The sequence below is a fragment of the Pseudomonas sp. DP-17 genome, assembly GCF_022380625.1.
Lineage (GTDB): Bacteria > Pseudomonadota > Gammaproteobacteria > Pseudomonadales > Pseudomonadaceae > Pseudomonas > Pseudomonas nitroreducens_A.
In genome coordinates this window covers 256,155-277,480 of sequence record NZ_JAKSXG010000014.1, presented here as the reverse complement: position 1 = coordinate 277,480, position 21,326 = coordinate 256,155, and the positions used below count along the sequence as shown (strand labels likewise).

Sequence of the window (21,326 nt, the reverse complement as noted above, 5' to 3'; positions counted from 1 at the left end):
CTGGATGATGAACAACCTGACCAGGCGCTTGCCGTCCTCAATGCCATCAGCCAGCAGTACGTGCTGCAAAACGTCCAGCGTGCTTCTGCCGAAGCCGCTTCCAGCCTCGACTTCCTGCGCGGACAGTTGCCGGAAGTAAGGCATGACCTGGAGCAATCGGAAAACGCCTTGAGCGGTTATCAATCCCGCGCCAAGTCAGCCGACATCAGCCTGGAGACCAAGGCACTGCTGGACCATAGAAGAAGTTCGTCGTCACATCACCGAGGCGCTTGCCGATTATGTCGAACAACCGCAGGTGGACATTGCGGTCATGCGCTATTCCAGCCAGCGCGTGGTGCTCAATGGAGCCTTTGTAAAAGCCGGCCAGCAACCCATCACCGCCACACCTTTGACACTGATGGAAGCTATAGGCGCCGCCGAACTGGACACGGCCAATGCCGACCTTTCCGGCCTGACGCTCCAGCGGGACAAACAGGTGTATCGCCTGAACCTGGATGCCCTGAATACTGCCCAGGGCTCGGACCTGTACAACCTCTACCTGAAAGACGGCGACCGCATCTACCTGCCCTACAACGACCGCAAGAAGGTCTACCTGATGGGCGAGGTCAACGCACCGCGCGCCCTGACCTTCAAGACCCGCGAGATGAACCTGGCTGACGCGCTGGGCAGTGTCGGCGGCCTCAACCAGACCACCGCCAATGGCAAGGCCGTGTACGTCATCCGCGGCGTGGAGAACCTGGAAGCCGAACGTGCGACGGTCTTCCAACTGGACGCGAACTCACCTACCGCCTTCATCCTTGCCCAGCAGTTCCAGCTGCGCCCTCAGGACGTCGTCTACGTCGGCCCGGCCGGGGTCACTCGATGGAACCGTCTGATCAGCCAGTTGGTGCCATCTGCCGGCATCGTGGGCACCGGCTCAACCGTCCAGCGCAACCTCAATAACAACTGATACGACCCCATGACTGCCCTTCGCCTGATCGCGCTGGCCGCATTGGCCGCGTCACTGAGTGGCTGCAACCCCTTGATGCAAGGCTCCCTGAATACCCTGGGCGCCAGCCTTCACGGTCCTGCGAAGCTGGAAGTCACGCAGGCGCAGGTCGATGCGCTGCCCTATTACCAGATCCAGGTGACGACCGAGTATGGCTCGGCGGTAATGGCGCTGGTGCGCGTGCAGGGCAAGCTGCAGTATTGGCGGACCAACGCCAACCAGCTATTGCTGCTGGAAGACGGTGTCATCGTACGCACTCTCGGCTTCCCGAATGATCTTCTGGGGACGCGACTGGCCTCGGACTCACCCTTTTCCCGTGGGTTGCAGGGCATTGCGAACGGGCAGCCAAGCCAGCGCTGGATCGATCTCGACTCGAACGCCCAGTTCGATGTCCCCCTCAAGGGCGCTTTCCGTCTGGCCGGTATCGAGACTGTGCGCATTCTCGACCGGGACCACTCCCTGCTGCGCGTCGACGAATCCCTGGACTCCCCGCTTGCCGGCATGTCTTCGACCAACCACTACTGGGTCGACCCACAGGATGGCTTCGTCATGCAAAGCCGCCAGCAGGTCACGCCCAGCCTGAGCGTCACACTCACCCAACTGCGGCCCCTGCGGGGGCAACCATGAGTCTTGCGCGGATCGGCTGCCTGCTGCTGGGCCTCACGCTCGGCAGCACATTGTCTGCCAACACCCGCATCGAGGTGCTCGGAGCGATCCCCTCTCCAGGGGAAAAGGAAATTGTCGAAGGCTTGCGCCTGGGTGACCTGTTAGGTCAACTGCGGATAGATCCGCTGGGCTACTGGCTGGGTGCGTCCTGGCAACGCGAAAGCCTGAAGCAGGAACAGCAGCGCCTGAAAGCAGGCATCCTGTTCGACCTGATCCAGCTCCGGCGCCTCGCGCTGCTTCAGAACGAGCCTGGGATGGCCAATGCGGCCCTGCAATTGAACGAGCAGGTGAGCCGTCTTCCAGTCACCGGGCGGCGCTTTTACCGGCTCGATCCGTTGGCCGTCGAACTGAATGCCGCCCACTCGCCCAAGCTTCAGGGCGGCGACCGGCTGATCTTTCCAGCACGCCCCGACAGCATCCGTGTCATCGGCGCGGTATCGAGCGATTGCACCCTTCCGTTCGCCACCTTGCAGCAAGCCTACCGGTATGCGCAGCAGTGCCCCGCCCTGGCGGAGGCGGATCCGGACTACCTCTACCTGATTCAGCCTGACGGGCAGGTTTCCCGGCTGGGTATCGCCCTGTGGAATCGAGAAGAAGCCGATCCCCCCGCGCCCGGCGCCGTGCTGCTGGTCCCTCTGGATGCCGCCCGGGTGGACGCAATTACTCCGGACCTGAACCATGAGCTGGCCCAATTCATCGCTACCCAGCCTCTGCCGATGGAATCGCCATGAACTGCCGCCACGGTCTTTACCTGCTGCTGGTCGGCGCCAACCTGGCCTTCGCCGAGCCACGCTACACACAGAACGACTTCGGGGGTGTCGGCCTGCTGCAAACGCCAACCGCACGCATGGCGCCAGCAGGCGAGATCAGCATCAACGCCAACCGCACCGATCCCTACTCGCGCTACAGCTTCTCGCTGCAGCCCTTCGAGTGGATGGAGGGTAGTTTCCGCTATACGTCCATCAGCAACCGCAAATATGGCGCAGATGACTTCAGCGGTGATCAGAGCTACAAGGACAAGGCTTTCGACGTCAAATTCCGCCTCTTGCAGGAAAGCCGCTGGGCTCCCGAGATCGCCCTGGGCGGCCGCGACGTCGGGGGCACCGGCCTGTTCTCCAGCGAGTACTTCGTCGCCAACAAGCGCGTCGGCGATTTCGACTTCAGCCTGGGTTTGGCATGGGGCTATATCGGTAATCGCGGAGAGCTGGACAACCCGTTAGGGTGGATCGATGATCGATTCAAAACCCGTCCAGCACCAACCGGAACCGTCGATACGGCGGGTTCGGTCAACTCCAACAGCTACTTCCGTGGCCGCCCCTCCCTCTTCGGCGGCATCAACTGGCAGACGCCCTGGAAACCGCTGTCCTTCAAGCTCGAATACGACGGCAACGACTACCAGCACGAACCCCTCGACAACCCACAGAAGCAGGATTCCCCGTTCAACATCGGTCTGGTCTACAAGGCCAGCGATTCGATCGACCTGACGGCCTCCTTCGAGCGCGGCAACACCGCCATGTTCGGCATCACCCTGCACACCAACTTCGCTACCCGCAAGGCGCCGGCGAAAGTGAGCGACCCCGCTCCCGAAGCCTTGGCAAAGCGAGTTGAGCAGAAGCCAGGCGAGACTACCGACTGGGCCGACGTCTCCCGTCGCCTGGAAGAAAACGCCGGCTACAAGGTGGGGCGCATCACGCAGAAAGACCGCGAGATCGTGGTCTACGGCGAGCAGACCCGCTATCTCTACGCGCCCGAAGCGGTAGGACGTACCGCACGTATTCTCGACAACACGACCGACGACAGTATCCAGTGGTTTACCGTCGTCGATACACGCTATGGCCAGCCCATCGTCGAAACCAGCGTGCCGCGTCGACTATTCGAGGAAGTGGCCAATCAGGAACGGCCGCTGGAAGACCTGCGCCGCACCACCGAACAGAACGTGCCGCTGCCGCAGCGGGAACAGCTGCTGTATCAGCAGAAGCCCGAACCATTCAGCTACAACGTCGGCCTCGGCTACAACCAGAGCATCGGCGGGCCGAACGACTTTCTGCTCTATCAGTTCACCGCCGACCTCGACGGCGAATACCGCTTCACACCGAGCCTGTGGGCGAACGGCCTGCTCAGCGTCAACCTGTTCAACAACTTCGACAATTTCACCTACGACGCGCCGAGCAACCTGCCACGCGTGCGCACCGATGTCCGCGAGTACATGACGACCTCCAACGTCATGCTGCAGACCTTCCAGCTGAACAAGACCGCACGGTTGGACCAGGATCTGTACGGCATGGTCTACGGCGGTTATCTGGAAAGCATGTATGCCGGGGTGGGCGGCGAACTGCTGTATCGCCCCATGAACGAGAATTGGGCATTGGGCGCCAACCTCGACCTCGTTCGCCAGCGCGAGTTCGACCAGCACTTCGCCCTGCGCGACTACCAGACGGCCACCGGCTTCGTCACCCTCTACTGGCAGACCGGTTTCGAGGACATCCTCGCGCAGGTCAGTGCTGGCCGTTATCTGGCGCGCGACTGGGGCGGCACCCTCGATCTGTCCCGCCAGTTCAGGAACGGTGTGCGCTTCGGCGCCTGGGTCACACTGACCACGGCGGACAAGGAGGCCTATGGCGAAGGCAGCTTCGACAAGGGCATGTACGTGTCGATCCCCTTCGACGAGCTGATGAGCAGCTCCACCATGCGCCGCGCCAACCTGACCTGGGACCCGCTGACCCGTGACGGCGGCGCGCGACTGAGCCACGACTATTCACTGTACGACCTCACCGATGGGCGCGATCAGGTCATGTTCCAGAACCTCTTTGGACGCATCGTGAAATAACTCGGAGCTCACCCAGATCATGGCGCGGAAACCAAAGTCACCCACAATGGTCTGACGCGCCCTGAATCCAAGGAGAGCTCCCCATGAAAACCCTCCCCCTGCTGCTGATGACCGGCCTGCTCGCCGCTTGCAGCTCCACGTCTTCCGGCGACAAGGCATCGCTGGAGGGCGAAGTCTTCTACCTTCAGCGCATCGCCCTGCCACCAACCGCCGAGGTCACCGTCAACCTGCAGGACGTATCGCTGGCCGACGCCCCGGCCATCGACCTTGCCCAGCAGCAGTTGGAGCCGGGGCGTCAGATGCCGCTGGCGTTTCATCTGGACTACGACCGCAACCAGGTCAAGCCGGGCCACACCTACGCCGTCAGCGCGCGCATCGAAGACGGCGGCCGCCTTTTGTTCATCACCACCGAGCGCCACAGCGTCAAACTTGACGGCGGCGATCCGCAGCCGCTGCGCATCCGCGTCGATCCCGTGCACTGATTCACCACGCCGCCGGGTTTTCTCCGGCGGCCATCCTCCGTTAATCTCCCCCCTCCCTTCTCCACCTCGGCGGTTCGCAACCGTCGTGTTTCACCAAGGAAGTATCGATGCTGCGATTCCCCGTTCTGCTGGCCGGCGCCCTGCTGTCCGTCAACGCCTTTGCCCTGTCCCTCTCCGACCTCAGCCAGAGTGACGCCACCGGCGGCCTGAAGGACGCGCTGACCCAGGGTGCGCAGGTGGCCGTGAAGCAGCTCAGCCAGCCCGGCGGTTTCAGCAATGATCCGGCCGTGCGCATCGAACTGCCCGGCAGGCTGGGCAAGGCCGCCAAGACCATGAAGCAGTTCGGCATGGGCGCTCAGGTCGACCAGCTCGAAGCGAGCATGAACAAGGCCGCCGAGGCCGCCATGCCGCAGGCCCAGGCGCTGCTGGTGGACGCGGTGAAGAAGATGACCGTGACCGACGCCAAGGGCATCCTGCAGGGCGGCGATCACTCCGCCACCGACTACCTGAACCGCAGCAGCCGCGAACAGCTGCGCGCCAAGTTCCTGCCGATCATCAAGCAGGCCACCGACCAGGTGGGCGTGGCCAAGCAGTACAACGCCTTCGCCAGTCAGGCTGCGGCCTTCGGCGTGGTCGATGCCAAGAGCGCCAACATCGAGAACTACGTGACCGAGGAAGCGCTGGACGGCTTGTTCAAGATCATCGCCGAGCAGGAGAAGACCATTCGGCAGAACCCGACAGCTGCGGCCACTGGCCTGGCGAAGAAGGTGTTCGGCGTGCTCTGAGCACATCCGAATGTCAAAAGCAAAAGCCCGGCATCTGCCGGGCTTTTGCTTTTCTGTTCATGCAGAGCAAGCGTGGGTTAATCGCCTCTCGGGCGCTCATATCTGCTGCTGAGGAACGGCGGAAGCCTTCCGCTCGGCGATTGCTTGCAGCGCAAGTGGGTCATCATCGAACCAACCCGTCTGCGAAAGACCCAGTTTCTCCTCCAGCAATACGCAGATCGCCAGCGCCGCATTGGCTCGGTCTTCGCGTGCTTCCCGAATGGTTTTTTCGATTTCTTTTCGCAGTTTCATGCTGTCCTGCCTTGGGCTTGGCCACTGTCATGTGGAGGCGCTCGATGCACCATGTACTGGCGGTGGGCTTGTCAACCTCGTCGCCGCTGTCGAGCTCCTTTGTATTCCTATTTACACAGGGGATCTTTCTGATTCTGAACTAAGAATGCTTGAAGCGCACAGCTGTGCACAAAGTCTCGCCGGAGGCTTCCTACTCCAATTTGGGTCATAGGCGTACTGGACAATCACCCTGTCATACGCACGTGCGTTCGCAGAAGCGCGGCATCCGTAGGGCGGATAACCCGCTCCGGGTTATCCGCCCTACAGGCTGCAATCGATGGGGTATCGCTTCGCTCCACGCCATCCTACGCAGTGCCGCCACGCTCAAGCACGCGGGCGGCGTCGCCGAGGCGCGCCAGACGCTGCCTTGCCATTCGAGCACCGCCAGCGGGTAACCCTGTACCTCGCGCAAGGCATGGCGGGGGGCGGAGCCCGCCGGCAACTGCGCGTCGCGCAGGACCGGCACGACCTCATTACTCAGCCACTGCCGCAGGTTGCGGTTCTCCGGGTGGTAGAAGTACACGAGCAGCAGCGTGTAGAGGCCGCTTTCGCTGACCAGCAGTTCGTCCTCCCGGCTGCCGACCAGGCGCTCCCAGCGGTACTGGTCAGGGTCGAGCTTGCGGGTGGTGCGACCGCTCACATCGGAATTGGTCAGGCGCGCGAGGTCGCGGGCGGGGAACCAGGCCTGACGATCGATCATCAGGCCCCGCAAAAATCGATCGTAGCGCTGGAAGGTCTGGAAGCTCAGGCCATTGTCGGCCGGGAACAAGGTTGAAGGGCTCATGCGGTCTCTCCTTGTACAGCTGGAAAGCCGCCATCCCGGGGAGGGAGGCGGACCGTGCAAGGGTGGAAGACCGGGCGTTTGGGACCAATATCCGGCCGGGCCGAAGCCCGCCTCGCACGGTCCGCCATAGACAGCCAGAGTCGGTCCGGCCTTCGAAAAGGCCGGACCATCCCTGCTACAGCAATACTCAAACGCTACAGGCTTCCACACCTGACCACGGCTGTTCCGTGGCGGAGAGAACGCTAAGCAGCCGGCTTGTAGGACCGCAACGCCGTTGATGAGTCAGGCGGTTCCTGAATGGGTAACCCGAGCCTGACGGAGTGATCCGGGCTTGGGAATCGTGCTCAGGAAAGGACAGCGAGGGTGACAGGCCAATGGGTTCGCGTCTGTCAGGCGATTCACTTCATAAGGTCGGACGGCGGATAACGCTGCACGTTATTCGCCCTACGTCGCGTGCCGGCCTGTCGGAGCGTGGTGGCCCGCTACCCGGACGGACGGCGGTGCGTCCGGAAATCCGTTCGCGAGCAAGCTCGCTCCTACAAGGGACCACCGGCCCAGGGCCGGCGTCCCGTCAGACCTCTTTCTTCACCCGGAACCACGCCGCATAGAGTGCCGGCAGGAACAGCAGCGTCAGCGCCGTGGCGACGATCAGGCCGCCCATGATCGCCACCGCCATCGGCCCGAAGAACACGCTGCGCGACAGCGGGATCATTGCCAGCACGGCGGCCAGGGCGGTCAACACGATGGGGCGGAAGCGTCGTACCGTGGCCTCGATGATGGCGTGCCAGGTGTCCATGCCGTGGGCGCGGTCCTGCTCGATCTGGTCCACGAGGATCACCGAGTTGCGCATGATCATCCCCGCCAACGCGATGGTGCCGAGCATGGCCACGAAGCCGAAGGGTTTCTGGAAGATCAGCAGGAACAGCGTCACCCCGATCAGCCCCAGCGGCGCGGTGAGGAACACCATGATCATCCGCGAGAAGCTGCGCAGCTGGATCATCAGCAGGCTGAGCACCACCACGATGAACAGCGGCACGCCGGCGTTCACCGAATTCTGGCCCTTGGCCGAATCCTCCACGGTGCCGCCGACGTCCAGCAGGTAGCCGTCGGGCAGTTCGGCGCGGATGGGGTCCAGCGTGGGCGATATCTGTTTCACCAGGGTCGCCGGCAGCGAGTCATCGTAGATATCGGCGCGCACGGTCACGGTGGGCAGGCGGTTACGCCGCCAGATGATGCCTTCCTCGAAGCCGTACTCCAGCGTTGCCACCTGCGACAACGCCACGCTGCGGCCGCTGCTGGTCTGCATCGACAGGCTGGGCAGCTGCGACAGGTCATGCCGGCCGCGCTCGTCGCCACGCAGGAGGATCTCGATCAGCTCGTTGTCCTCGCGGTAGAAGCTGACAGTGGAACCTGTCAGCGAACTCTGCAGGAACTGCGAGATGTCCGAGGTGCTCACGCCCAGGGCGCGGGCGCGCTCCTGGTCGATGTCGAGGAAAATGGCCTTGCTCGGCTCCTCCCAGTCCAGGTGCACGTTCACCACGTGGGGGTTCTGGCGCATCTTGTCGGCGACCTTGCGCGCCAGCTCGCGGACTTCCGGGATGTGCTCGCCGGAAACGCGGAACTGCACCGGGTAGCCCACCGGCGGGCCATTCTCCAGCCGGCTGATCCGGGTACGCAGGGTCGGGAAGTCTTCGTTCATGTGCTTGATCAGCCACTGACGGACTTCCTCGCGGGTCTCCAGGCTTTTCGCAAGGACCACGAACTGGGCGAAGCTCGCCGCCGGCAATTGCTGGTCCAGCGGCAGGTAGAAACGCGGCGAACCGGTACCGACGTAGGCTACGTAGTTGTCGATGCCCGGATGCTCGGCGAGCATCTTCTCCAGGCGATTGACCTGCTCGGCGGTGGCGGTGAGCGAGTCACCCTCGGCCAGCTTCAGGTCCACCAGCAGCTCCAGGCGCGCCGAGGGCGGGAAGAACTGCTGCGGTACCAGGCGGAACAGCATGATCGAGCCAATGAAGGCCGCCACGGTCAGCAGGATCACCGTCTTGCGGTAGCGCACGCACCACTCCACCACACGGCGGAAACGCTGGTAGAACGGCGTCGAATACGGGTCGTGGCCCTTGTCGCTGCCGCCGTGCTTTTCCGCATGGCGCTTGGCGAGATCGGGCAGCAGCTTCTCGCCCAGGTAGGGCACGAAGACCACGGCAGCGATCCACGACACCAGCAATGCAATGGTCACCACCTGGAACAACGAGCGGGTGTATTCGCCGGTGCCCGATTGCGCGGTGGCAATCGGCAGGAAGCCGGCGGCGGTGACCAGGGTGCCGGTGAGCATCGGGAAGGCCGTGCTGGTCCAGGCGTAACTCGCCGCCTTGAGCCGGTCGTAGCCCTGCTCCATCTTCACCGCCATCATCTCCACGGCGATGATCGCGTCGTCCACCAGCAGCCCCAGCGCCAGCACCAGCGCGCCGAGGGAAATCTTGTGAAGGCCGATGCCGAAGTAGTACATGCAGGCGAAGGTCATCGCCAGCACCAGCGGGATCGACAGCGCCACTACCAGGCCGGTACGCAGGCCGAGGGAGAAGAAGCTCACCAGCAGCACGATGATCAGCGCCTCGGCCAGCACGCGGACGAACTCGCCGACGCCTTCGCGCACCGCCGCCGGCTGGTCGGAAACCTTGCGCAGCTCCATGCCCGCCGGCAGCGTCTGCTGCAGGCGCTCGAACTCGGCGTCGAGCTTCTGGCCCAGCACCAGGATGTCGCCGCCGTCCTTCATGGCCACGGCGATGCCGATGGCGTCCTCGCCCATGAAGCGCATGCGCGGCGCGGGCGGGTCGTTGAAGCCACGGTGCACGTCGGCGACATCACCGATGCGGAAGGTGCGATCACCGACGCGGATCGGGAAGGCGCGGATGTCCTCCACCGAATCGAAGCGTCCGGACACACGCAGCTGCACACGGTCGGTCGCCGTCTCGAAGAAGCCGGTGGCGGTCACGGCGTTCTGCTCTTCCAGCGCCTTCTGCACTGCCGCCAGCGGCAGGCCGAGGGTCGCGAGCTTGGTGTTGGACAGGTCGATCCAGATCTTCTCGTCCTGCAGGCCGACCAGTTCGACCTTGCCGACGTCCTTGATGCGCTGCAGTTGCAGCTGCAGGCGGTCGGCGTAGTCCTTGAGCACCGCATAGTCGAAGCCCTTGCCCGACAGCGCGTAGATATTGCCGAAGGTGGTGCCGAATTCGTCGTTGAAGAACGGTCCCTGGATGCCCTGTGGCAGCGTGTAGCGGATGTCGTTGACCTTCTTGCGGATCTGGTACCAGAGCTCGGGAATGTCGCGGGAATGGAAGTCCTCACGGGCGACGAAGGTCACCTGGGATTCGCCGGGACGGGAGAAGGACACGATGCGGTCGAAGTCGCCGGTCTCCATCAGTTTCTTCTCGATGCGCTCGGTGACCTGGCGCGAGACTTCCTCGGCGGTCGCGCCCGGCCAGTTGGTCTTCACCACCATGGCCTTGAAAGTGAACGGCGGGTCCTCGCTCTGCCCCAGCTTGGTGTAGGACAGCGCGCCGACTATGCCCAGCAGGAGCATCAGGTAGAGGACGATGGAGCGGTTCTGCAGCGCCCAGGCGGAAAGGTTGAATTGCATCGGGCGTTACTCCTTCGCCACCAGCTTGATCGACCGGTTTTCCCGGTCGACAGGCCGTACCTCCTGCCCTTCGCGCAGCACCTGCACGCCGGCGGCCACCACCCAGTCGCCGTCCTTCAGGCCTTCGAGTACCGGCACGCGATCCTCGGCGTAAGGTCCGATGCGCACCGGGCGGCGATGCAGGGTGGAAGTCTGCGGGTCGACCACCCAGACGAAGGGCTGACCGGCCTCCGAGGTCAGCGCGGCGAGCGGTACCGCCAGCGGCACGGTGCCCTCGGCATGGATGTAGACACGGGCGCTCTGCCCCAGCTCGGCGGGCACCTTGGCGTCGTCGAAAGCGACCCGCGCGGCGAAGGTGCGCGACTGCGGGTCGGCCGCGGGTGACAGCTCGCGGATCTTGCCGCTGAAGCGTTTGTCACGCTGCGACCAGAGCTCGACGCTCACCGACTCGCCAATGCGGAAGCGGTCGATGGCATGTTCAGGGAAGCTGATCAGCACTTCGCGGTCGCCATCGGCTGCCAGGGTGAAGACGGTCTGCCCGGCGGCGACCACCTGCCCCACTTCAACCCGGCGGGTGGCGATCACGCCGTCCTGGGGCGCACGCAGAATCGCGTAGTCCGCCTGGTTGCGGGCCACGTCGTACTCGGCGCGAATCTGCTTCACCCGCGCCTCGCCGGCGCGGTAGGTGTTTTCGATGTTGTCGAACTGCGACTGGCTGACCAGCTGGCGCTCCAGCAGGGTCTTGTAGCGGGCGTATTCGGAGCGGACGGTCTGCAGGTTGGCCTCTGCGGCAACCACCTGGGCGCGCGTGGCTTCGAGCTGCAGGCGAACGTCTTCAGGATCGAGTTCCGCCAGCGGCTGGTCCTTTTTCACCCGTTCGCCCGTTTCCACCAGACGCTTGCTGACTTTTCCGCCGATGCGGAAGGCCAGTTCCGGCTCGTGGCGGGCATGGACTTCGCCGGGATAGGCCTCGGTGATGTCCCGCGCCGGTAGCGGCTGCACCACGATGGCCGGGCGCGCCGCTGGTTTCGCGGGCTCGCCGTTACCGCAGGCGGAAAGGGAAAGGATGAAGGCAGCAGGCAGCGCGACAGACAGAGCATGGCGGAACATGATGTGTGACCTTTCGCAAAACGCGGTTGGAATTCTTATACTCCCCGGTATAGTAAAAATACAGAACCCATCAGTCCAGTATTAGAAATGTAAAGACATGTCACCATCGAACTCATCGAACGGACCGGGTCGCCCGAAGGATCCGGCCAAGCGCAAGGCGATTCTCGAAGCCGCCAAGGAGCTGTTCGTCCGCTACGGCTACGACGGCAGCAGCATGGAGGCCATCGCCGCCGAGGCCGGGGTGTCCAAGCTCACCGTTTACAGCCACTTCACGGACAAGGAGACGCTGTTCGTCGAAGCGGTGCAGGCCAAGTGCGCAGAAAACCTGCCCGAGCTGTTCGCCGAGCCGCCTGCCGATGCGCCGCTGGAAAGCCTGCTGCTGACCTTGGCGCGCGGTTTCAACCAGTTGATCAACAGCCCCGAGGCGATTGCCCTGAGCCGGCTGATGGTGGCTCAGGGTGCGGGCAACCCGCATCTGTCGCAGCTGTTCTTCGAAGCCGGTCCGCAACGCGTTCTGGACCAGATGGAGCGCCTGCTCGAGCAGGCGCGCCAGCAGGGCAAGCTGACGATGGACAGCCCGCGCCGGGCGGCCGAGCACTTCCTGATGCTGGTGCAGGGTTGCGTGCACTTCCGCCTGCTGATCGGCTGCGAAGCACCGCCCACGGAGGCGGAAGCCGAGGCTCATGTCCAGGAAGTGGTCGCGCTGTTCCTCAAGGCGTTCCGGCCGTGACGGAGTCAGGCCCACGCTGGCGCTTCGGAAATCGCTAGGAGCAACGGTCTGCTTCTGAAAGTCCGTGCCTGTATTTCCCTCTCCCTAACCCTCTCCCTGAGACCATAGGGTGCAGGTTGAAACCAAGGCGTCAGCTGGCACGGGCGGCTCCCACTCCCTTCGGAGCGGGGCGCGCAGCCAGGGCGGGAGAGAGGGCTGGGCTCAGCACAGGACTCTTCCGGTAGGAGCGGACTCCGTCCGCGATGACATTCGGCGCGATGCGAACCTATCGCGGACAGGGTCCGCTGCTACCCAAAGCCTTGGCCCCGCGGCTTGCAGTCAGCCCTTGAGGCTCTTCAGCGGATAGATGTCATACCGGCTGGACTTGCCTTCCAGGCTGTAGCCGGGCTTGGCGCCCTCGATGATCGGCGCCTTGCGCGGGCGCTTGACCACCACGCGGTGGCTGGCCAGTTTCAGGGCGGCTTCGAGCAGCGCCGGGGCGTCGAGGTCATCGCCCACCAGCGGGCGGAACAGGCGCATCTCCTTCTTCACCAGCGCACTCTTGTCGCGGTGCGGGAACATCGGATCGAGGTAGATCACCTGCGGCGCCACCCCTTCCCATGCGGCCATGCGCTCGATGGCATTGCCCTGCAGCAGACGCATGCGCGCGACGATGGCGCCCACCTCGAAATCCCCCGCCGCCCGGGCCAGGCCGTCTTCCAATAGCGCGGCGATGATCGGCTGGCGCTCGGTCAGGTTCATCTCGCAGCCCAGGGTCGCCAGCACGAAGGCGTCCTTGCCCAGGCCGGCGGTGGCGTCCAGTACATGGGGACGCACGCCCTGCTGGATGCCGACGGCCTTGGCAATCATCTGCCCGGCGCCCCCGCCGAACTGCCGGCGGTGGGCGGCGGCGCCTTCGAGGAAGTCCACCCGCACCGGGCCGGGCGAATCCGGCCCCAGCTGCAGCAACTGCAGGCCATCATCACCCAGTTGCAGGGCGAAGTCCGCCTCGTCTTCGCCCATCGGCAGCCCGAGCCTCTGCGCCCACTGCTCGGCGGTGGCCTGCCAGGCAGGCGCCAGCGCCTGGACGACGATGCGCGGCGGGGTGAGGACTTCGGTCATGACGAGGCGATCCTGGGAAAAACCGCGATTCTACCGCAGCGTGAATGCCCGCGGGCTCACCGGCAGATCTGCCAACCGCCGAGGTCGAGGTGGAAGTGGTCGTGATGCGCGCGGTTGTAGTCCGGCCCGAGCACGCCGTCGAAGTTGTCGCATGCGCCATCGCGCACGGCACGCAGGAAGCGCGCCGCCTCGTCCTCCCCGCGCCAGTTCTTCGCGACGACGATGCGCCGGCCATCGGCGAGGCGGAAGGCGGCTATGTCCAGTGCGTTGGCGGAGGCGTGCTGGCTGCGCCGGGCATCGGTGCGACCGTAGATATTGCGACAGGCGAAGCTCCCCAGATGCTCCACACCAGCAACCGGCTGGCCATAAGTTTCCCGCGCGGCGGGCTGCAGGGAATGCCGCTCGAACAGCGCGAAGCTTACCGCCAACGGACAGCTGGCGAGGAAGCTGCTGCTCAGCTTCACCCCGGCGGCCTGCACGCGCCAGACGTTCCGCAGCGGGCAACCGGCCACGGGCTCGCCGTCGGCCATGGGCTGCACCTTGAGGTCGGAGCTTTGCAGCGCCAGCCGGCAAAGGTCGACATCGTCGCGCAGGCGCCAGAGCTTGTAGCCTGTCAGCAGGTTCGGCTCGTCCCGCACGTCCAGCGGCGCCCAGGGATTCCAGCGATCGGGCAGCTTGGCCCATTGCTGCTGCACCGCCAGCGCAAGGCCGCCGACAGCGAAGAAGAATCCCAGGAGCCACCGGCGCAAGCGTCAGCCCCGGAACAGCCCGTTGAGTTGGTCGAACGGCATGGCGCCGTGCATGGGCTTGAGGTCACCTTTCACCAGAGCCTGCGAAGCGCTGAAGAAAGCGCCATAGGCCGCGCGCGCCAGGGTCGAACCGACGCTGACGCGCTTGACCCCCAACTCAGCCAGCTCATCCAGGCTCAATTGCACGGCGGGCGAGCCCACCAGCACGTTGACCGGGCGCGGCGCCACCGCCTGCACCACCGCCGAGACTTGCTCGCGGGTCTTCAGCCCTGGCGCGTAGAGCACGTCGGCTCCGGCCTCGGCAAAGGCCACGAGGCGGCGAATGGTGTCATCCAGGTCGGCACGGCCATGCAGGAAGTTTTCCGCCCGCGCCGCCAGGGTGAAAGTGAACGGCAGCGCGCGAGCGGCCTGCACAGCGGCGGCGACGCGCTCCACGGCCAATTCCAGCGGGTAGATCGGCGCATCGGCACGGCCACTGGAATCTTCGATGGAGCCGCCGACCAGGCCGCAAGCGGCCGCCAGTCGAATGGTCTGCGCGCAGTCCTCCGGCGTATCGCCATAGCCATTCTCCAGATCGGCAGCGACCGGCAGCGGCGTCGCTTCGACGATTTCGCGCGCGTTCGCCAATGCCTCGTCGCGACTCACCGCGCCTTCGGCGTCGGGGCGGCCGAGCGCGAAAGCCAGGCCCGCGCTGGTGGTCGCCAGCGCCTCGAAGCCCAGGTGCGCGAGCATCTTCGCCGAGCCGGCGTCCCAGGGGTTGGGCAGGACGAACAGGCCGTCGCGCTGGTGCAGGGCGCGGAAGGCTTCGCCGCGTTCTTGTTGGCTGCGCTGGGGTTGTTGCGATGTCATGGGCGTCTCCTTGCCGAACGGGGGAAGCAGCAGGTTAGCCCCCTCGCCCATCGAACGCCATGCACAGTGGCCAGCTCAGAGCAGGCCGAGCTGCTCCACTTCCGGTTTGGGCTCGAACAGCGGTGGCAGCCCCGGCAGGCGCTCGCGCAGCAAGGCGTGGAAGCGTTGCGCCTGTTCGGCGGCGCGGTGATTGTCCGGAGTATGGAGGAAGACGTAGGGCGTCAGGCCCTGCTCGATCCACTGGGCGACCTTGCCAATCCAGGGCGTGAGATGGACGAGATTGGCATCCAGATCCGGCCCGCCGATGAAGCGCACCTGCGGGCTGTCGCTGAAGGCCGCCGGGCGCACCGGCACCTTGGGTTTCTTCGACTGCGCATGGAGCACAGCCGGGTCGTCGGACTGCACCGCGAATAGCGCCCGCGAGTCCAGGCAGATGCGTTCGACACCGCGATCCAGCAGCAGGCGGTTCAGCGCGCGCTCCTCGTCACCCTTGGCGAAGAATGCCGGGTGGCGCACTTCCACAGCGATGCGCCGCGCGGAGAATTCATCCAGCCAGGCGGCCAGCTCGCCCAGGCGATCGGGCCCGAAACTGGCGGAAACCTGCAGCCACAGCGGCGCCACGCGCTTGCCCAGCGGCGCCAGCAGGTCGAGGAAATCCCGCGTGGTCTCCAGCTGGCCGCGCAGGTCGCCGCCATGAGTGATGTCGCGCGGCAGCTTGGCGCAGAAGCGGAAGCTCTCCGGCATGGTCTGCGCCCAGCGCACAAGCGTTTCGGCGTTGGGGCGGGCGTAGAAGGTGGTGTTGCCTTCCACGGCATTGAACACCTGGGAATAGAAACCCAGGGTATCGGCAGGGCGAAGATCAGCGGGATAGAAGGTGCCACGCCAGGCGGGCTCGTTCCAGGAAGGACAACCGAGGTAGTACGGCAGCAGCATCAGGCGTAGAGGTCGAGACCGACGACTTCCTGGCCTTCGTACGGGCCGGCCATGCTGGCGGTGCTGGTGTAGCTGGCCAGGGCCTGGGCGGCGCGGGAACTCAGCGGGCGCTGGTATTCGAGGTTGTCGCGCAGGGTCGCGGGCACGCCATAGCTGCTCGCGCTGGAAGACTCCACGCGGCGGGTGCGGGCCTGGGAATCCAGCCCCTGGCTGGCCGAGGTCGGCGCGGGCTGCTCGCGGCGGGTCTCGACGTCACGCTGCACTTCCCGATACGGAGCGACCGCAGTACCCGTTCGGGAACCGCGCTCCGGCGTCTGGGAAGTGGAGGTGAAACCATCGATACGCATGGCAGAAACTCAGTGGGAATGCAGCCACTCTAGCGAGCGGGGTCCGCTGCGGTCAATTGGCGCCGGTCAGGCTTTCTTCGGGGTCGCCACGTTGTCGCGCAGGTACACCGGCTGGGCCTGCTCTGCGTCAACCGCCTCACCGCGAGCCCAGGCGAATTCGGCCAGGGTCAGCAGGTCTTCTGCATGCGGCAGCAGGCTGGCGTCATGGGCGGCAACCTTAACCGCGAGGCGCTCCTCGAAGCCCCAGCCGGTACCGGAACCGAACCACTCGCCCTGGGCGTCGCGCGGCAGTTCCACGCGCTCGGGCGGCAGTACCGCCTCGGCGCCGGCCAGGCGCATCTCGCCCTGCCCCAGGCGGTAGCAGCCCCAATACACCTCGTCCATGCGCGCATCGATGGCGGCAGCCACCTGACTGGCGCCATGCTCGCGGTAGGCGCGCTGGGCCAGTACGGCCAGGTCGGAGATTGGCAGCACCGGTTTCTGCAGTGCGAACGCCAGGCCCTGCACCACGCCGATGGCGATACGCACGCCGGTGAAGGCGCCGGGGCCGCGGCCAAAAGCGATTGCGTCGACGGTGGACAGCGCGATGCCGGCCTCGCCGAGGAGGTCCTGCACCATGGGCAGCAGGCGCTGGGCGTGCAGGCGCGGGATCACCTCGTGGCGTACGAACCGGCGGCCGTCATGCAGCAGGGCGACGGAACAGGCTTCGGTCGAGGTATCCAGGGCCAGCAGCGTGGGCATGGTGTTTTCCATCAGAAGAAAAAACGGGCGGGCATTATAAACGCCAAAGGCCCGCATGTGCGGGCCTTTGGCTGTTACGGCGATGGATCAGTTCAGAGCGCCGAGCACCTTGGCGGTGATCTGCTCGACCGAACCGACACCTTCGACGCGGGTGTACTTCGGAGTGCCCTGGGCGTCGGCCAGCTTCTGGTAGAAATCGACCAGCGGCTTGGTCTGCGAGTGATAGACCGACAGGCGGTGACGCACGGTGGCTTCCTTGTCGTCTTCGCGCTGGATCAGGTCTTCGCCGGTCTCGTCGTCCTTGCCTGCCACCTTCGGCGGGTTGTGCTCGATGTGATATACGCGGCCCGAGGCCGGGTGAACGCGGCGACCGGCGATACGGCCGACGATTTCCTCGTCGTCCACGGCGATCTCGACCACGTGGTCGATGCTCACACCGGCTTCCTTCATGGCCTCGGCCTGGGGAATGGTGCGCGGGAAGCCGTCGAACAGGAAGCCTTTGGCGCAGTCGGGCTGGGCGATACGTTCCTTGACCAGGTTGATGATCAGGTTATCGGATACCAGGCCGCCGGCGTCCATGACGCTCTTGGCCTGCAGGCCGAGCTCGGTGCCAGCCTTGACCGCTGCGCGCAGCATGTCGCCGGTGGAAATCTGCGGAATGCCGAACTTCTCAGTGATGAAGCGAGCCTGGGTACCTTTGCCGGCACCGGGCGCCCCGAGCAGAATCACACGCATCGATATGCTCCTTAATACTTGTTAAGCGAAATCACGGATCCGCCTCGTGGGGCCAATCTCATCATGCTTGCAATGGCGCAGAGGTGCGCCGAAAGGTTGCTCACGATACACAGCGGTCCCACACCACACAAGCCGGCCATGGGGACTGCGCACGCCGATCCCGGGCCATGTTTGCGCCCGGAATCAGCCATCAAATTAACCTCATTTGGCGGCTCGGCAATCCACCTTTGGTGGGGGGAGCGACCCTTCAGCCGGTATTGCGCAGGCCCGCTGCGATACCCGCCACCGTCACCAGCATGGCTTGCTCCAGACCGCCGCAGGCATCGCCCGTGCAGCGCCGCGAGCGAGCCAGCAGCTCAGCCTGGAGCAGGTGCAGCGGGTCCAGGTAGGTGTTGCGCACGCCGATGGATTCGCGCGTCTCGGCGGCGTGGGCGAGCAGCTGCGATTGCCCTGTAAGCCCCAGCACCACTCGCACCGACTGCGACAATAGGTCGCGTAAATGCGCACCTAATGGTCGCAGTTCCGATTGCACCAGTCGCTCGTCGTAGAGTTGCGCGATTTCCCGGTCGGCTTTTGCCAGCACCATTTCCAGCATGTCGATGCGCGTGGTGAAGAATGGCCACTCCTTGCGCATGCGCCCCAGCAGCGCGCCTTCGCCGCGTTCGATAGCCTTGAACAGGGCGTCTTCCCAGCCGAGCCAGGCCGGCAGCATCAGCCGAGTCTGGGTCCAGGCGAAGATCCAGGGGATTGCCCGCAGGCTTTCCACCCCACCCTCGCGACGCTTGGCCGGGCGGCTACCCAGCGGCAGCCGGCCCAGTTCCTGCTCCGGCGTGGCTTCGCGGAAGTAGTCGACGAACTGCGGGTTTTCCCGCACCACCGCGCGGTAAGCGAGCACGCCGTCGGCGGCCAGGCGATCCATTTCCTCGCGCCAGGCCGGCTCGGGCACCGGCGGCGGCTGCAGGGTGGCCTCCAGCACAGCAGCGAGATAGAGATTGAGGTTCTGCTCGGCGATGTCCGGCAGGCCGAACTTGAAGCGGATCATCTCGCCCTGCTCGGTGGTGCGGAAGCGCCCGGCCACCGAGCCCGGCGGCTGCGAGAGGATCGCCGCGTGGGCCGGGCCGCCGCCACGGCCGACGGTACCGCCGCGGCCATGGAACAGCAGCAGCTCGACACCGTGGTTGCGGCAGATGTCCACCAGCGCCTCCTGCGCACGGTACTGCGCCCAGGCGGCGGCGAGGGTGCCGGCGTCCTTGGCCGAGTCGGAGTAGCCGATCATCACTTCCTGCGGCCCGGCCAGCCCGGTGCGGTAGCTGTCGAGGCTGAGCAGGCGGTCGATGCAGGGACCGGCGTTATCCAGGTCGTCCAGCGTCTCGAACAGCGGCACCACGCGCATCGGCCGTTGCAGCCCGCATTCCTTGAGCAGCAGCTGCACGGCGAGTACGTCGGATGGCTGCCCGGCCATGGAAATGACGTAGGAGCCCAGCGACGCCGCTGGCGCCTGCGCCACCACGCGGCAGGTGGCGAGCACTTCGGCGGTCTCCGGCGAGGCCTGGTAATTGGCCGGCAGCAGCGGACGGCGGCTGGAGAGCTCTTCCAGGAGGAATTCCTGGCGCACGCTTTCGTCCCACGCCGCGTAGTTGCCAAGGCCCAGGTATTCGGTGATCTCGCCCATTGCCTTGGCGTGGCGAGTGGAGTCCTGGCGTACGTCCAACCGCGCCAGGAACAGCCCGAAAGTCGCGGCGCGGCGCAGGGTGTCGAGCAGGTCGCCATCGGCGATCACGCCCATGCCGCATGCTTGCAGCGAGCGATAGCAGAGCTGCAGCGGCTCCAGCAGTTCGCGGTTGTCCTGCAGCACTTCCGCGCCCGGCTCCTCGCCGGTATGGATGGCGCGCTCGGCCCAGGCACGGGTGGCACGCAGGCGTTCGCGCAGTTGCTTGAGCAGCGCGCGGTATGGCTCGGCGACGTCGCCAACTTCAGCGCGCAGTTCGTCGCTGGCCTGCTGCATGGAAAGCTCGGCGGCCAGGCTGTCGACGTCGCGCAGATACAGGTCGGCGGCCATCCAGCGCGCCAGCAACAGCACCTCGCGAGTGATGGCGGCGGTGACGTTGGGATTGCCGTCGCGGTCGCCGCCCATCCACGAGGCGAAACGGATCGGCGCCGCCTCCAGCGGCAGTCGCTCGCCGAGTGTTTCCTGCAGGGTGCGGTCGACGTGACGAAGGAACGCCGGCAGCGCCTGCCAGAGGGAATGCTCGATGACCGCGAAGCCCCATTTCGCCTCGTCCACCGGGGTCGGCCGGGTGCGGCGGATCTCGTCGGTGTGCCAGGCCTCGGCGATCAGGCGCTGGAGTTTTTCCTGCACCGCCTGGCGCTCCTCGGGCAGCAGGTCGGAGTGATCGCCGGCAGCCAATTGCGCGGCGATGGCGTCGTATTTCTGGATCAGCGTGCGCCGCGCCACCTCGGTGGGGTGCGCAGTGAGCACCAGCTCGATCTCCAGCTCCGCCATCTGGCGCGCCAACCCCTCTGCGCCCAGGCCGGACTTGCGCAGGCGCCCCAGCAGTTCAGCCAGCACGCGGTTTTCGAAGGGCTCGGGCTCCTTGGGCGTGCGCCGGCGGATGCGGTGGTACTGCTCGGCGATATTGGCCAGGTTGAGGAACTGGTTGAAGGCGCGCGCCACCGGCAGCAGTTCTTCCTCGCCCAGGCCGTCGAGGGTCGCGGTGAGCTGCCTGGCGCCTTCGGCGGAGCCGCGGCGGGCGGCCTTGGCGCCGGTGCGGATCAGCTCGATCTTGTCGAGGAAGCCCTGCCCGTACTGGGCGCGGATGGTCTGCCCGAGCAGCTCGCCGAGCAGGTGAACGTCCTCGCGCAGGCGCGCGTCGATATCCGGCATCACGGTCTCCTTGGTGCGAGTCCTTGATTGAAAAAGCGTCGCTTGGCGCTTCACAGTGCCGCCCAGTGCGCTGGCTGGCAAGGGCGCGACGAACGCCCACAGTCATGCTCGGACAACGTCTAGGCTGAAAGTTATCCCCATCGACGGGAAAACCTGCGGCGACCTCACGAGGGCCGACCGCCATGCAAAGACCCTAGAGGTGAACATGAAGATTCGCGAGCTGGTACGCCATTGGGAAAAGAACGCCAGGGGGCGCATGACCCACCACCAGTACAGCATTCCGCTGGATGTCGAGACCGCCGCGCGCCTGGGCGCGCTGCACGACATGTACCCCAAGCGCAGCGTCGAGGAACTGCTGGGGGAACTGGTCAATGCGGCGCTGGAAGAACTGGAGGCAAGCTTCCCCTACGTGCAGGGAAACAAGATAGTGGCGCAGGACGAACAGGGCGACCCGATCTACGAGGACATCGGCCCGACCCCGCGTTTCCTGGCGTTGTCGCGCAAGTACCTGCACGAGCTGACGGAGGCCGAGCATTCCTGATGAAAGCGCCCCGGCAGATGCCGGGGCGTTTGTTTTACCTGTAGAAGCGACAGCATGCCTCTGGGAGGTCGTGCCCAGGGTTTCCCTCTCCCCCGCCCTCTCCC

Annotated in this window: 19 protein-coding genes and 1 pseudogene; 8 read left to right on the top strand and 12 right to left on the bottom strand. The window is 65.3% G+C overall.

Translation table 11 applies throughout. From position 1 onward, the window contains the following. Positions 1-232 precede the first annotated feature (232 nt). From MJ122_RS23415 to MJ122_RS23390, 6 genes and pseudogenes are all read left to right on the top strand, one after another. Positions 233-949 (top strand): annotated as a pseudogene (locus tag MJ122_RS23415) (capsular biosynthesis protein); the annotation flags it as partial. A 9-nt stretch (positions 950-958) separates the two neighbouring features. Further along, positions 959-1,615 carry a YjbF family lipoprotein gene (locus tag MJ122_RS23410; RefSeq protein ID WP_088417927.1) on the top strand — a complete coding sequence of 219 codons (657 nt, stop codon included), beginning with the start codon at positions 959-961 and terminating at the stop codon, positions 1,613-1,615. Beyond that, entirely contained in the window at positions 1,612-2,385 is a 774-nt protein-coding gene (locus MJ122_RS23405; protein WP_239746197.1) for a capsule biosynthesis GfcC family protein, read from the top strand. Before MJ122_RS23410 ends, MJ122_RS23405 begins: the two co-directional genes overlap by 4 nt. Then, positions 2,382-4,481 carry a YjbH domain-containing protein gene (locus MJ122_RS23400; protein WP_239746196.1) on the top strand — a complete coding sequence of 700 codons (2,100 nt, stop codon included), beginning with the start codon at positions 2,382-2,384 and terminating at the stop codon, positions 4,479-4,481. The genes MJ122_RS23405 and MJ122_RS23400 overlap by 4 nt, the downstream gene beginning before the upstream one ends. Positions 4,482-4,564: 83 nt before the next feature. After that, positions 4,565-4,963 carry a YbaY family lipoprotein gene (locus tag MJ122_RS23395; RefSeq protein WP_239746195.1) on the top strand — a complete coding sequence of 133 codons (399 nt, stop codon included), beginning with the start codon at positions 4,565-4,567 and terminating at the stop codon, positions 4,961-4,963. Positions 4,964-5,070: 107 nt separating this feature from the next. Further along, positions 5,071-5,748, top strand: a complete 678-nt coding sequence (locus MJ122_RS23390; protein WP_239746194.1) for a DUF4197 domain-containing protein — start codon at positions 5,071-5,073, stop codon at positions 5,746-5,748. A 96-nt stretch (positions 5,749-5,844) separates the two neighbouring features. On the opposite strand, the gene MJ122_RS23385 is transcribed toward MJ122_RS23390, so the two are convergent. The 4 genes from MJ122_RS23385 to MJ122_RS23370 all read right to left on the bottom strand — a co-directional run bounded on the left by MJ122_RS23385 (position 5,845) and on the right by MJ122_RS23370 (position 11,612). Next, a complete protein-coding gene (locus tag MJ122_RS23385; protein ID WP_239746193.1) occupies positions 5,845-6,039 on the bottom strand; it encodes a hypothetical protein in 195 nt (64 codons plus the stop codon). 232 nt (positions 6,040-6,271) lie between these two features. Beyond that, positions 6,272-6,862 carry a Bro-N domain-containing protein gene (locus MJ122_RS23380; RefSeq protein WP_239746192.1) on the bottom strand — a complete coding sequence of 197 codons (591 nt, stop codon included), beginning with the start codon at positions 6,860-6,862 and terminating at the stop codon, positions 6,272-6,274. 571 nt (positions 6,863-7,433) lie between these two features. After that, entirely contained in the window at positions 7,434-10,502 is a 3,069-nt protein-coding gene (locus MJ122_RS23375) for an efflux RND transporter permease subunit (RefSeq protein ID WP_239746191.1), read from the bottom strand. 6 nt (positions 10,503-10,508) lie between these two features. Beyond that, complete coding sequence (locus MJ122_RS23370; protein WP_088417919.1) at positions 10,509-11,612, bottom strand: efflux RND transporter periplasmic adaptor subunit; 1,104 nt, start codon at positions 11,610-11,612, stop codon at positions 10,509-10,511. Positions 11,613-11,709: 97 nt separating this feature from the next. Here MJ122_RS23370 and MJ122_RS23365 point away from each other — a divergent pair, with 97 nt between their 5' ends. Continuing rightward, complete coding sequence (locus tag MJ122_RS23365; RefSeq protein ID WP_239746190.1) at positions 11,710-12,342, top strand: TetR/AcrR family transcriptional regulator; 633 nt, start codon at positions 11,710-11,712, stop codon at positions 12,340-12,342. Positions 12,343-12,660: 318 nt separating this feature from the next. Here the strand turns inward: MJ122_RS23365 and MJ122_RS23360 are convergent, their stop codons facing one another. The 8 genes from MJ122_RS23360 to ppc all read right to left on the bottom strand — a co-directional run bounded on the left by MJ122_RS23360 (position 12,661) and on the right by ppc (position 20,681). Next, positions 12,661-13,443 carry a class I SAM-dependent methyltransferase gene (locus MJ122_RS23360; RefSeq protein ID WP_239746189.1) on the bottom strand — a complete coding sequence of 261 codons (783 nt, stop codon included), beginning with the start codon at positions 13,441-13,443 and terminating at the stop codon, positions 12,661-12,663. A gap of 56 nt (positions 13,444-13,499) precedes the next feature. Beyond that, a complete protein-coding gene (locus MJ122_RS23355) occupies positions 13,500-14,192 on the bottom strand; it encodes an extensin family protein (protein WP_239746188.1) in 693 nt (230 codons plus the stop codon). A 3-nt stretch (positions 14,193-14,195) separates the two neighbouring features. After that, complete coding sequence (locus MJ122_RS23350) at positions 14,196-15,041, bottom strand: isocitrate lyase/phosphoenolpyruvate mutase family protein (RefSeq protein WP_239746187.1); 846 nt, start codon at positions 15,039-15,041, stop codon at positions 14,196-14,198. A gap of 75 nt (positions 15,042-15,116) precedes the next feature. Next, on the bottom strand, positions 15,117-15,977 hold the full coding sequence (locus tag MJ122_RS23345) for a DUF72 domain-containing protein (RefSeq protein ID WP_026079276.1): 861 nt from the start codon (positions 15,975-15,977) through the stop codon (positions 15,117-15,119). Continuing rightward, entirely contained in the window at positions 15,974-16,321 is a 348-nt protein-coding gene (locus MJ122_RS23340) for a hypothetical protein (protein WP_239746186.1), read from the bottom strand. The genes MJ122_RS23345 and MJ122_RS23340 overlap by 4 nt, the downstream gene beginning before the upstream one ends. A 66-nt stretch (positions 16,322-16,387) precedes the next feature. Next, a complete protein-coding gene (tsaB, locus tag MJ122_RS23335) occupies positions 16,388-17,062 on the bottom strand; it encodes a tRNA (adenosine(37)-N6)-threonylcarbamoyltransferase complex dimerization subunit type 1 TsaB (RefSeq protein WP_239746185.1) in 675 nt (224 codons plus the stop codon). 87 nt (positions 17,063-17,149) lie between these two features. Continuing rightward, positions 17,150-17,797 carry an adenylate kinase gene (adk, locus tag MJ122_RS23330; protein WP_239746184.1) on the bottom strand — a complete coding sequence of 216 codons (648 nt, stop codon included), beginning with the start codon at positions 17,795-17,797 and terminating at the stop codon, positions 17,150-17,152. A gap of 247 nt (positions 17,798-18,044) precedes the next feature. Then, on the bottom strand, positions 18,045-20,681 hold the full coding sequence (ppc, locus tag MJ122_RS23325) for a phosphoenolpyruvate carboxylase (RefSeq protein WP_239746183.1): 2,637 nt from the start codon (positions 20,679-20,681) through the stop codon (positions 18,045-18,047). A 205-nt stretch (positions 20,682-20,886) separates the two neighbouring features. Here ppc and MJ122_RS23320 point away from each other — a divergent pair, with 205 nt between their 5' ends. Next, positions 20,887-21,222: a pilin assembly protein gene (locus MJ122_RS23320; protein WP_088417912.1), complete on the top strand. Its 336-nt coding sequence runs from the start codon at positions 20,887-20,889 to the stop codon at positions 21,220-21,222. Positions 21,223-21,326 lie beyond the last annotated feature (104 nt).

Bases quoted from the DNA above. Each gene is read 5' to 3' on its own strand.
- tsaB (WP_239746185.1), bottom strand. From the start codon at position 17,062: ATGCCCACGCTGCTGGCCCTGGATACCTCGACCGAAGCCTGTTCCGTC.
- MJ122_RS23385 (WP_239746193.1), bottom strand. From the start codon at position 6,039: ATGAAACTGCGAAAAGAAATCGAAAAAACCATTCGGGAAGCACGCGAA.
- MJ122_RS23350 (WP_239746187.1), bottom strand. From the start codon at position 15,041: ATGACATCGCAACAACCCCAGCGCAGCCAACAAGAACGCGGCGAAGCC.
- MJ122_RS23405 (WP_239746197.1), top strand. From the start codon at position 1,612: ATGAGTCTTGCGCGGATCGGCTGCCTGCTGCTGGGCCTCACGCTCGGC.
- MJ122_RS23365 (WP_239746190.1), top strand. From the start codon at position 11,710: ATGTCACCATCGAACTCATCGAACGGACCGGGTCGCCCGAAGGATCCG.
- MJ122_RS23370 (WP_088417919.1), bottom strand. From the start codon at position 11,612: ATGTTCCGCCATGCTCTGTCTGTCGCGCTGCCTGCTGCCTTCATCCTT.
- MJ122_RS23320 (WP_088417912.1), top strand. From the start codon at position 20,887: ATGAAGATTCGCGAGCTGGTACGCCATTGGGAAAAGAACGCCAGGGGG.
- ppc (WP_239746183.1), bottom strand. From the start codon at position 20,681: ATGCCGGATATCGACGCGCGCCTGCGCGAGGACGTTCACCTGCTCGGC.
- MJ122_RS23410 (WP_088417927.1), top strand. From the start codon at position 959: ATGACTGCCCTTCGCCTGATCGCGCTGGCCGCATTGGCCGCGTCACTG.
- MJ122_RS23395 (WP_239746195.1), top strand. From the start codon at position 4,565: ATGAAAACCCTCCCCCTGCTGCTGATGACCGGCCTGCTCGCCGCTTGC.
- MJ122_RS23380 (WP_239746192.1), bottom strand. From the start codon at position 6,862: ATGAGCCCTTCAACCTTGTTCCCGGCCGACAATGGCCTGAGCTTCCAG.
- MJ122_RS23390 (WP_239746194.1), top strand. From the start codon at position 5,071: ATGCTGCGATTCCCCGTTCTGCTGGCCGGCGCCCTGCTGTCCGTCAAC.
- adk (WP_239746184.1), bottom strand. From the start codon at position 17,797: ATGCGTGTGATTCTGCTCGGGGCGCCCGGTGCCGGCAAAGGTACCCAG.
- MJ122_RS23375 (WP_239746191.1), bottom strand. From the start codon at position 10,502: ATGCAATTCAACCTTTCCGCCTGGGCGCTGCAGAACCGCTCCATCGTC.
- MJ122_RS23360 (WP_239746189.1), bottom strand. From the start codon at position 13,443: ATGACCGAAGTCCTCACCCCGCCGCGCATCGTCGTCCAGGCGCTGGCG.
- MJ122_RS23400 (WP_239746196.1), top strand. From the start codon at position 2,382: ATGAACTGCCGCCACGGTCTTTACCTGCTGCTGGTCGGCGCCAACCTG.
- MJ122_RS23340 (WP_239746186.1), bottom strand. From the start codon at position 16,321: ATGCGTATCGATGGTTTCACCTCCACTTCCCAGACGCCGGAGCGCGGT.